Annotated in this window: 9 protein-coding genes; 6 read left to right on the top strand and 3 right to left on the bottom strand. The window is 58.6% G+C overall.

The window, feature by feature from the left end:
- Window positions 1-494 precede the first annotated feature (494 nt).
- Genes HX811_RS25515 through HX811_RS25505 form a run of 3 tightly spaced genes read left to right on the top strand, consistent with a single transcriptional unit; the run spans window position 495 to window position 3,125 of the window.
- Window positions 495-1,934 carry a cytochrome ubiquinol oxidase subunit I gene (locus tag HX811_RS25515; RefSeq protein ID WP_177047936.1) on the top strand — a complete coding sequence of 480 codons (1,440 nt, stop codon included), beginning with the start codon at window positions 495-497 and terminating at the stop codon, window positions 1,932-1,934.
- A 3-nt stretch (window positions 1,935-1,937) separates the two neighbouring features.
- Entirely contained in the window at window positions 1,938-2,945 is a 1,008-nt protein-coding gene (gene cydB, locus HX811_RS25510) for a cytochrome d ubiquinol oxidase subunit II (protein ID WP_008432810.1), read from the top strand.
- 12 nt (window positions 2,946-2,957) lie between these two features.
- Window positions 2,958-3,125, top strand: a complete 168-nt coding sequence (locus tag HX811_RS25505; RefSeq protein ID WP_003215809.1) for a DUF2474 domain-containing protein — start codon at window positions 2,958-2,960, stop codon at window positions 3,123-3,125.
- Window positions 3,126-3,166: 41 nt separating this feature from the next.
- Here HX811_RS25505 and HX811_RS25500 read toward each other — a convergent pair whose 3' ends face one another.
- Window positions 3,167-4,291 carry a methyltransferase gene (locus tag HX811_RS25500; RefSeq protein ID WP_177027823.1) on the bottom strand — a complete coding sequence of 375 codons (1,125 nt, stop codon included), beginning with the start codon at window positions 4,289-4,291 and terminating at the stop codon, window positions 3,167-3,169.
- Between the two features lie 128 nt (window positions 4,292-4,419).
- The gene (locus tag HX811_RS25495) at window positions 4,420-5,130 is read right to left on the bottom strand and encodes a LuxR family transcriptional regulator (RefSeq protein WP_177047934.1); all 711 of its coding nucleotides are present in this window, start codon (window positions 5,128-5,130) and stop codon (window positions 4,420-4,422) included.
- Window positions 5,131-5,535: 405 nt separating this feature from the next.
- Here HX811_RS25495 and HX811_RS25490 point away from each other — a divergent pair, with 405 nt between their 5' ends.
- Complete coding sequence (locus HX811_RS25490) at window positions 5,536-6,312, top strand: ferredoxin--NADP reductase (RefSeq protein WP_177047932.1); 777 nt, start codon at window positions 5,536-5,538, stop codon at window positions 6,310-6,312.
- Window positions 6,313-6,352: 40 nt separating this feature from the next.
- Here the strand turns inward: HX811_RS25490 and mscL are convergent, their stop codons facing one another.
- Window positions 6,353-6,769, bottom strand: a complete 417-nt coding sequence (gene mscL / locus HX811_RS25485; protein WP_003215816.1) for a large-conductance mechanosensitive channel protein MscL — start codon at window positions 6,767-6,769, stop codon at window positions 6,353-6,355.
- Window positions 6,770-7,055: 286 nt separating this feature from the next.
- On the opposite strand from mscL, the gene katB reads away from it, so the two are divergent.
- Together katB and HX811_RS25475 are read left to right on the top strand one after the other, a co-directional pair.
- Window positions 7,056-8,597, top strand: coding sequence for a catalase KatB (gene katB / locus HX811_RS25480; protein WP_003215817.1), 1,542 nt, complete (start codon window positions 7,056-7,058; stop codon window positions 8,595-8,597).
- Window positions 8,598-8,702: 105 nt separating this feature from the next.
- Window positions 8,703-9,242 carry an ankyrin repeat domain-containing protein gene (locus HX811_RS25475; protein ID WP_177047930.1) on the top strand — a complete coding sequence of 180 codons (540 nt, stop codon included), beginning with the start codon at window positions 8,703-8,705 and terminating at the stop codon, window positions 9,240-9,242.
- Window positions 9,243-9,275 lie beyond the last annotated feature (33 nt).

The following is a 9,275-nucleotide window of genomic DNA, read 5'->3' as shown; positions in this document are numbered from 1 at the left end:
CCCGCTTTTGCTTTTGATTTGGCTTTTAAACACTCAAGCCGGCCGGTAGGCCGCTGTGCTCTTGCTTTTGATCTTGGGCACACCGAGCCTAGGCGAGGAGCCGAGTGGTGGGGCAAGAGCGTTTTGCTTACTTTTGCGCTTTTCAAAAGTGCGCCGCTGTAAGAGCGGAACCAATACCAGCCATCACCCAAATAACGGATATACACCCAAAACACGCCCAATCTCACCAAAGACAACACCCAGTGACCACTGAGGCAACCTGTCACGCGGCAAAAGACCACGCCTTGCTCTCGCGAAAATGGGACTACTCTTTCAGCAATGCTTGATCCAGATCAAAACCTTCGCCGGGATTGCTCTGGCGGCCGCAAGGCCAGAATCCCTGCGTGGTTGGTTATAAAAAGAAACGAATTTGAATTCGCCACACTCCATATCCGTGGGGGCAGTGGGTGCAGGCCTCCAGCCAGCATTCGGTATTACCTGACAGAGGAAGACTTATGTTCGGTTTGGAGGCGCTAGATCTCGCCCGAATTCAATTCGCGTTCACCATCTCATTCCATATCCTGTTCCCGGCCATCACCATCGGCCTGGCCAGTTACCTTGCGGTGCTGGAAGGCCTGTGGCTCAAGACCCACAACGACACCTACCGTGACCTCTACCATTTCTGGTCGAAGATCTTTGCCGTCAACTTCGGCATGGGCGTGGTCTCCGGCCTGGTCATGGCCTATCAGTTCGGCACCAACTGGAGCCGCTTCTCGGACTTCGCCGGTGCCGTCACCGGGCCGTTGCTGACTTATGAGGTGCTCACGGCGTTCTTCCTCGAAGCCGGCTTCCTTGGGGTCATGCTGTTCGGCTGGAACAAGGTCGGACGCAAGCTGCACTTCTTTGCCACGGTGATGGTGGCCGTCGGCACGCTGATCTCGACTTTCTGGATTCTTGCCTCCAACAGCTGGATGCAGACGCCACAGGGCTTTGAAATCATTGATGGCCGGGTGATTCCCACCGACTGGCTGGCCGTGATCTTCAACCCGTCGTTCCCCTACCGCCTGATGCACATGGCCACGGCCGCGTTCGTCGCTACCGCGTTCTTCGTCGGCTCCTCGGCGGCCTGGCACTTGCTGCGCGGCAAGGACAACCCGGCGATCCGCACCATGCTGTCGATGGCAATGTGGATGGCGCTGATCGTTGCACCGATCCAGGCGGTCATCGGTGACTTCCACGGCCTGAATACCCTCAAGCATCAGCCGGCGAAGATCGCCGCGATTGAAGGCCACTGGGAAAATATCGGCAACGAGCCCACGCCGCTGATCCTGTTCGGCTGGCCGGACATGAAGGCCGAGAAAACCAGATTTGCGGTGGAAATCCCATACCTGGGCAGCCTGATCCTGACCCACTCCCTGGACAAGCAGGTGCCGGCCCTCAAGGAGTTCCCGCCTGAGGATCGTCCGAATTCGACCATCGTGTTCTGGTCGTTCCGGGTCATGGTGGGCCTGGGCTTCCTGATGATCTTCACCGGCCTGTTCAGCCTCTGGCTGCGCCGTGGCGACAAAATGTACACATCCAAGCCGTTCCTGTACCTGGCGCTGTGGATGGGCCCGTCCGGCCTGATCGCGATTCTCGCTGGCTGGTTCACCACCGAGATCGGCCGTCAGCCGTGGGTGGTCTACGGGCTGATGCGCACGGCGGACGCCTCGTCCAACCACAGTTTTGCGCAGATGAGCATTACGTTGGTGTTGTTTGTGGTGGTGTACTTCGCGCTGTTCGGCGCGGGCCTGGGCTACATGATGCGCCTGGTGCGCAAAGGGCCTGTGACCCACGAAAGCACCGAGCCTACTCACGGTGGCCCTGGGCAGAAACGCACACCGGCGCGTCCGTTGTCAGCGGCCGATGACAGTGCCGATGCCGATCACGGCGACACCTTGAACAAGGGGAACTGAGCCATGGGTATTGATCTTCCGCTGATCTGGGCCGTGATCATCATCTTCGGCATCATGATGTACGTGGTAATGGATGGCTTTGACCTGGGGATCGGCATTCTCTTCCCGTTCATCCCAGGCAAGACTGACCGTGACGTGATGATGAACACCGTCGCCCCTGTGTGGGACGGCAACGAAACCTGGCTGGTACTCGGCGGCGCGGCGTTGTTTGGCGCGTTCCCGCTGGCCTATTCGGTGGTGCTCTCGGCGCTGTACCTGCCACTGATGCTGATGCTGATCGGGCTGATCTTTCGTGGCGTGGCGTTTGAATTCCGCTTCAAGGCCAAGGACGACAAGCGTCACTTGTGGGACAAGGCCTTCATCGGCGGCTCGCTGGCAGCGACGTTCTTCCAGGGCGTGGCGCTGGGGGCGTTCATTGATGGCATCCCGGTGGTCGACCGGCAGTTTGCCGGTGGCTCCCTGGACTGGCTGACGCCGTTCACGATGTTCTGCGGCGTGGCCCTGATCGTGGCGTATGCGCTGTTGGGCTGCACCTGGCTGATCATGAAGACCGAAGGCAGCTTGCAGGAGAAGATGCACAACCTGGCCCGGCCCCTGGCATTCGTGGTGCTGGCGGTGATCGGTATCGTCAGCCTCTGGACGCCGCTGGCCCACCCGGAAATCGCCTCGCGCTGGTTCACCCTGCCGAATCTGTTCTGGTTCCTGCCGGTGCCGATCCTGGTGTTGGTGACCATGTACGGCCTGATTCGCGCCGTGGCCCGCAATGCGCACTACACGCCGTTCCTGCTGACGCTGGTGCTGATCTTCCTTGGCTACAGTGGCTTGGGGATCAGCCTGTGGCCGAACATCATCCCGCCGTCAGTTTCGATCTGGGACGCCGCCGCACCGCCGCAAAGCCAGGGCTTCATGCTGGTGGGCACCTTGTTCATCATTCCGTTCATCCTGGGCTACACCTTCTGGAGCTACTACGTGTTCCGCGGCAAGGTCACCCACGAAGACGGTTATCACTAGGAGGATCGACTCATGTCCGGCAAACCTTCGTTGCACGACATCGAACAGGCCGAGAAAAAGCCGCTCTGGCAGCGCCTGGGCTGGCTGGCGATGATCTGGACCGGCAGCGTCCTGGCCCTGTTCGTAGTGGCCAGCCTGATGCGCATGTTCATGAATGCCGCGGGCCTGACCACCCACTGACATCCCGTTGTAACTATTGCCCTCCTTCATGGAGGGCTTTTTTATTTGCGCGCCTTGAGGACTACGAACTTCGGCGTGGTCGCCACTTGCTCGACGCCACGGAACAACCGCGCCAACTTGGTGTGATAACCCAAGTGACGGTTGCCGACGATGTACAGGGCGCCGCCCACCACCAACGCTTCCCGCGCTTGCTGGAACATGCGCCAGGCGAGGAAGTCTCCCACCACTTGCTGCTGGTGGAACGGCGGGTTGCACAGCACCACATCCAGTGACTGCGCTTCCTGATCGGCCAGGCCGTCGCCGGGGCGAATCAGCACGTCACGTTCGCCCAGCGCCGCGCGCCAGTTCTCGGCCGCCGATTGCACCGCCATATAAGACTCGTCGACCAGCGTGTACTGCGCCTCGGGGTTTTGCAGCGCGCTGGCAATCGCCAGGACGCCATTACCGCAACCCAGGTCGGCTACGCGGGCGCCGCCCAGGTTTTGTGGCAGGTGCGGCAGGAAGGCCCGGGTGCCGATGTCCAGGCCTTCCCGGCAGAACACGTTGGCGTGGTTGAGCAGTTCGATGGCCGGGGTTTCCAGGCTGTAGCGCGTAGGGTAGGGCGATACGGCGTGTGGCCGATCGGCCAGGGTGGCGATCAGCAGTCGGGCCTTTTTTACCGCCAGTGAGGCGTGCATCGGGCCGACATAGCGCTCCAGCAGTTCGCCGGCAGCCCGTGGCAGGTGCTTGACCATCGCCCCGGCAATCACTTCGGCGCCGGGTGCCAGTTGACCTTGCAGGCGAATCAGTTGTTCTTCGAGCAGGGCCAGGGTTTTCGGCACGCGGATCAGTACACGGTCGAACGGTCCGGTCGGCGTCTGGCTGGCGGGCAGAAACGTTACCGCGTCGAAAGCCTTGCCGTTGCGCGCCAGGTTTTTCTCCAGGCCCAGGGCGCCGAGGAACGAGTCGCCGCTGGAGGTGACCTGCACATGCCCTTCGAGGCTGGCCGCCAGCGCGCCGAAACTGTCGTTGAGCACGAGTACGCGGGTCGCCGTCGTCAGCTGTTGTTCCGCCAGGTAGCTGAGCAAATACTCATCGGCTGCATCAAACGCTTGCAGCGGGTCGTTGTGCTGTTCTGGCTGACGGATCAGGTCGAGTTGGGCGAAGGGGCTGTCGAGCAGGGGCATGGCGGGGGAGACTCTGGGTAAGCGAACCATCGGGGTGAGCGGCGACGCGAGGCGCATCAGGGGCTCGCGTCATCACCCGGAACTGGCCGCAAATGTTACGTTTTTTTCCCCTGGATTACATGCGGTGTTTAAAACAACCCGCATTTGACTGCCGTGATCACTGCGGCAATCTTGTTACTGACCCCCAGTTTCTTCATCGCACTGCTGATATGGAAGCCGACCGTGCGTTCGGACAGGCACAGGATGGTGGCGATGTCCGAGGCGGTCTTGCCCAAGGCCGACCATTGCAGGATTTCGGTTTCCCGCGGGGTCAATTTGCTGGGCGCTTGCGGGCTGGGATTGTCTGCGTATTTTTTGGCCACCACCGCGTGCATGGCGTGGCAAATCCAGAGCACTTGCCCGGCTTTTTCATAGAGTTCTTCAGGGCCCACTGGGCCGATGGTGCGCCCCAGGCTCAACATGCTGAAAACACCCTGGAAGTCATGAACCGATTGGGTCCATCCGAAATTCAGTCCGTTGGACTGGGCATGGGCCCATAAGTCCGGTACCGAAGAAAAGGTTTTCTCGTCCCATACGATCGGTAGAACCGAGCGTTTGCAATGCGCAACCACAGGGTCGAGATCAAAGTAGTGCTCTTGTCTGTACAGCGTATTCCACTCATTTGAGTAGTTGTTAAGGTTGATAGTTTTCGTTTGGTTGTTGGGTAGATGGGAACTAAGGGTGAATGCGCAGTATTGGAAGCCAAGCTCGTAAGTAAGGTTGAGGGCAGCTTCGTACATACTGGTTATTTCGCTTTCCCCTTCGAGTTTGGGCAGGCGAGTGTTGTGCCAGTTGACCATCGGTAACTCTCCATGTGAACGGTTTTTACATGGGGTACTTCCAAGGCCCCCGGTTACAACGTGAAAAAATAGTGTAGGACAACGGCTACAGCTCGAAATAAAAATTTGGTTATGTTCAAGCGGGCGTTAGGCCAATAACATTTGTACAACCTGGCTACGGTGTACAGGTTTCAGGCGTTCGATAAGATTTTTTTCCATTAGTTTTAAGAACTTGCTCTAAATGCGCCTTATTAATATTTAGTTACACTCCCTCATCTAATGGCTTGTTGGAAGGCGACTAATAGCCAAATATTTGGTACCGCCCAGCGGTTGCCACTATGGGGAGCGGCAATGCCAGCACAAACCATCGGTGTTTCCAGGCGGCGCTTTGGGGGACACTAGGGGCCTCTGCAAATGGAGTTTCCCATGACGGCCAGTGCTGAAAAATACACCCGCCAGACCCTGCTCGACGTGAAATCGCTGACCCCCAGCCTGTTTACCCTGCGTACTACCCGAGACCCTGGTTTTCGTTTTCGCGCCGGACAATTCGTGCGTCTTGGGGTGACCAAGGCCGATGGCAGCATTGTGTGGCGTGCTTATTCGGTGGTGTCCTCGCCCTTTGATGAGCACCTGGATTTCTTTTCTATCGTTGTGCCGGGTGGCGAGTTCACCAGTGAGCTGAGCCGCCTGTGCGAGGGCGATACCCTGCTGGTGGAACGCCAGGCCACGGGCTTTCTGACCCTGGACCGGTTTGTGGATGGTCGCGATCTGTGGCTGCTGGGCACCGGGACCGGTATTGCGCCGTTTCTCTCGATCCTGCAGGACTTCGAAGTGTGGGAGAAATTCGAGCGGATCATCCTCGTCTATAGCGCCCGCGAAGCAAGGGAGCTGGCTTACCAGTCGTTGATCCATGAACTGGGCGAACGTGAGTATCTGGCGGAATACGCCCACAAGCTCACCTACATTCCCATTGTCACCCGTGAGCAACATCCGGGCGCGCTGAATGGGCGGATTACCACCCTGATCGAGAACGGCGAATTGGAGCGCGCCGCAGGCATCGAGCTGACCCCCGAGCATTCCAGGGTGATGATTTGCGGTAACCCGCAGATGATCGACGACACGCGTCAGTTGTTGAAACAGCGCGACATGCAACTGAGCCTGACCCGCCGTCCGGGGCAGGTCGCGGTAGAAAACTACTGGTAAAACAAAGGCGCCCTGCAGGCGCCTTTACTTTTTGCCGAGCTTACTCGGGCTTGCTGTTCTGTGCCTTGAGCAGATCGCGGATCTCCCCCAGCAGCACTTCTTCCTTGGTCGGGACCGGCGGCAGGCTAGGTGCCACGGCCTCTTCACGCTTCAGGCGGTTGATGGCCTTCACGCCCATGAAGATCGCAAACGCAACGATCACAAAGTCGATCACGCTCTGGATGAACTTGCCGTACGCCAGTACGACGGCCGGCGCATCGCCCTGGGCGGCTTTAAGCGTTACGGCCAGGTCGCCGAAGTCGACACCCCCGATCAACAGGCCGATAGGTGGCATCACCACGTCGCCTACAAAGGATGAAACAATTTTGCCGAAGGCGGCGCCGATGATAATACCGACCGCCATGTCGACCACATTACCTTTGACCGCGAAGGCCTTGAACTCACTTAACACGCCCATAGGTTATTCCTTGTTACAGATGAGGAGGTAGAAGCCAGTGTAAGACAGTGTGGCGAGGCTTGCTCGACACAACTGCTAACAGTGTCCGTTTTTATCGACACATTAAATCGCAAATAGTTTGCAAAGTGCCACCAATCGCGCGCGGAATACCCGCTATTTCAGTGGGTTACCACACTATTTTCTTTATCGGGGTGGTACGGCTTTTCTATTTATCTTCTGACTCGCGGGTCACTAGCCTCTGGCAAGCACAACTCAATGTGCACTAAAAAAACCAGAGGATACCTCGATGAAAAACCCTATTAGCCGCGGGCCTATTTCTGCGCGACAGGTGCTGTTTGCAGTGAGCGCCAGTCTTCTTTCGCTGTCCGTACACGCCGCCAACCTCACGCGCGATAATGGCGCGGCGGTCGGTGACAATCAGAACTCGCAAACCGCCGGTGCGAATGGCCCGGTCCTGTTGCAAGACGTGCAACTGATCCAGAAGTTGCAGCGCTTTGATCGCGAGCGTATTCCGGAGCGCGTTGTGCACGCCCGTGGCACCGGCGCTCACGGTACTTTCACCGTCACCGATAACCTCAGCGACCTGACCAAGGCCAAGGTGTTTGCCGCTGGCGAAGCCACGCCGGTATTTGTGCGCTTCTCTGCGGTCGTTCACGGCAACCATTCGCCGGAAACCCTGCGTGACCCGCGCGGCTTCGCCACCAAGTTCTACACCGCCGAAGGTAATTGGGACCTGGTCGGTAATAACTTCCCGACGTTCTTTATTCGCGATGCGATCAAGTTCCCGGACATGGTTCACGCCTTTAAACCAGATCCGCGCACTAACCTGGACGATGATTCCCGTCGCTTTGACTTCTTCTCCCATGTTCCGGAGTCTACTCGTACGTTGACCGAGTTGTACTCGGACTCCGGTACTCCAGCCAGTTACCGGGAAATGGACGGTAACGGTGTACATGCCTACAAGTTGATTAACGCCAAGGGCGAAGTGCACTACGTCAAGTTCCACTGGAAGAGCCTGCAAGGCATCAAGAACCTCGATCCTAAACAAGTGACTGAAGTACAGGGCCGTGACTACAGCCATATGACCAATGATTTGGTCACGCACATCAATAAGGGCGACTTCCCCAAGTGGGACCTGTATGTGCAAGTGCTGAAGCCGGAAGACTTGGCCAAGTTTGATTTCGACCCGTTGGATGCCACCAAGATCTGGCCGGACGTACCGGAGCGCAAAGTCGGGCAGATGGTGCTGAACCGCAACCCGGCCAACGTTTTCCAGGAAACCGAGCAAGTGGCCATGGCGCCGGCCAACCTGGTGCCGGGCATCGAGCCGTCGGAAGACCGCCTGCTGCAAGGCCGGGTGTTCTCCTATGCCGATACGCAAATGTACCGCCTGGGGCCAAACGCCCTGCAACTGCCGATCAACGCACCCCGGGTGACCGTCAACAACGGTAACCAGGACGGCGCGATGAATTTCGGCAAGACCACCACTGGCGTGAACTACCAGCCAAGCCGCCTGCTGCCACGGGAAGAGCCGCAAACCGCGCGGTACAGCCAGTCGGCCCTGTCGGGCAGTACCCAGCAAGCGAAGATCCAGCGTGAGCAGAACTTCAAGCAGGCCGGCGACCTGTACCGTTCGTTCAACAAGAAAGAGCGTCAGGACTTGATCGACAACTTCGGCGGCTCCCTGGCCACCACCGATGACGAGAGCAAGCACATCATCCTGTCGTTCCTCTACAAGGCTGATCCGGAGTACGGCACTGGCGTGACCAAAGTTGCCAAGGGCGACCTGGCCCGCGTCAAGGCATTGGCCGAAAAGCTGACCGACTAACCGCCCACGCTCCCTGTAGGAGCCGGCTTGCCGGCGATAGCGCCCACAAGTACGCCATCGCCGGCAAGCCGGCTCCTACAGGTGGCACATCACTGAGAATTTGCCATGCGAATCTTTATAGGCGCTGTCCTTGCGTGTTTGTCGTTCAGCGTATTGGCCGAACAAGCTGACCCGGCCGCGCTTAAGGCACAACTGCAGGATTACTACTTCGACGCCGCCCGCCGTGGCGACGTGGACATGCTCAACACCTTCATCGACTCCGGCTATCCGCTGAACACCCAGGATGAAAAAGGCTACACGGCGCTGATTCTCGCCGCCTATCACGGCGAAAGTGCCTACGTGGACCGATTGCTCGCCGCCGGCGCCGATGCCTGCGTGCAGGACAAACGCGGCAACACCGCGTTGATGGGCGCGATCTTCAAGGGTGAGCTGAAAATCGCCCAGCGCCTGCTGGCCACCGACTGCAACCCCGACCAGCGCAACGGCGCCGGACAAACGGCGGCCATGTATGCCGGGCTGTTCAAACGCGTGGAACTGCTGGACGAACTGAAAGCCAAGGGCGCCGATCTGAATGCCGAAGACCCGATCGGTAACAGTGCTTCACGTTTGGCCAGCGGTGAAATCCGTACCCCGGCGCCGCGCTGAGCTATCATCGCGGTTTTTCGGTTGGAGGTTCTC

It is taken from the genome of Pseudomonas sp. F8002, from assembly GCF_013385495.1.
In the GTDB taxonomy this organism is placed as follows: domain Bacteria; phylum Pseudomonadota; class Gammaproteobacteria; order Pseudomonadales; family Pseudomonadaceae; genus Aquipseudomonas.
This window is presented reverse-complemented; position numbering and strand designations above follow the sequence as displayed.

What these genes read in the sequence shown, in the direction of transcription:
- HX811_RS25515 (WP_177047936.1), top strand. Translation starts at nt 495, where the DNA reads ATGTTCGGTTTGGAGGCGCTAGATCTCGCCCGAATTCAATTCGCGTTC.
- cydB (WP_008432810.1), top strand. Translation starts at nt 1,938, where the DNA reads ATGGGTATTGATCTTCCGCTGATCTGGGCCGTGATCATCATCTTCGGC.
- HX811_RS25505 (WP_003215809.1), top strand. Translation starts at nt 2,958, where the DNA reads ATGTCCGGCAAACCTTCGTTGCACGACATCGAACAGGCCGAGAAAAAG.
- HX811_RS25500 (WP_177027823.1), bottom strand. Translation starts at nt 4,291, where the DNA reads ATGCCCCTGCTCGACAGCCCCTTCGCCCAACTCGACCTGATCCGTCAG.
- HX811_RS25495 (WP_177047934.1), bottom strand. Translation starts at nt 5,130, where the DNA reads ATGGTCAACTGGCACAACACTCGCCTGCCCAAACTCGAAGGGGAAAGC.
- HX811_RS25490 (WP_177047932.1), top strand. Translation starts at nt 5,536, where the DNA reads ATGACGGCCAGTGCTGAAAAATACACCCGCCAGACCCTGCTCGACGTG.
- mscL (WP_003215816.1), bottom strand. Translation starts at nt 6,769, where the DNA reads ATGGGCGTGTTAAGTGAGTTCAAGGCCTTCGCGGTCAAAGGTAATGTG.
- katB (WP_003215817.1), top strand. Translation starts at nt 7,056, where the DNA reads ATGAAAAACCCTATTAGCCGCGGGCCTATTTCTGCGCGACAGGTGCTG.
- HX811_RS25475 (WP_177047930.1), top strand. Translation starts at nt 8,703, where the DNA reads ATGCGAATCTTTATAGGCGCTGTCCTTGCGTGTTTGTCGTTCAGCGTA.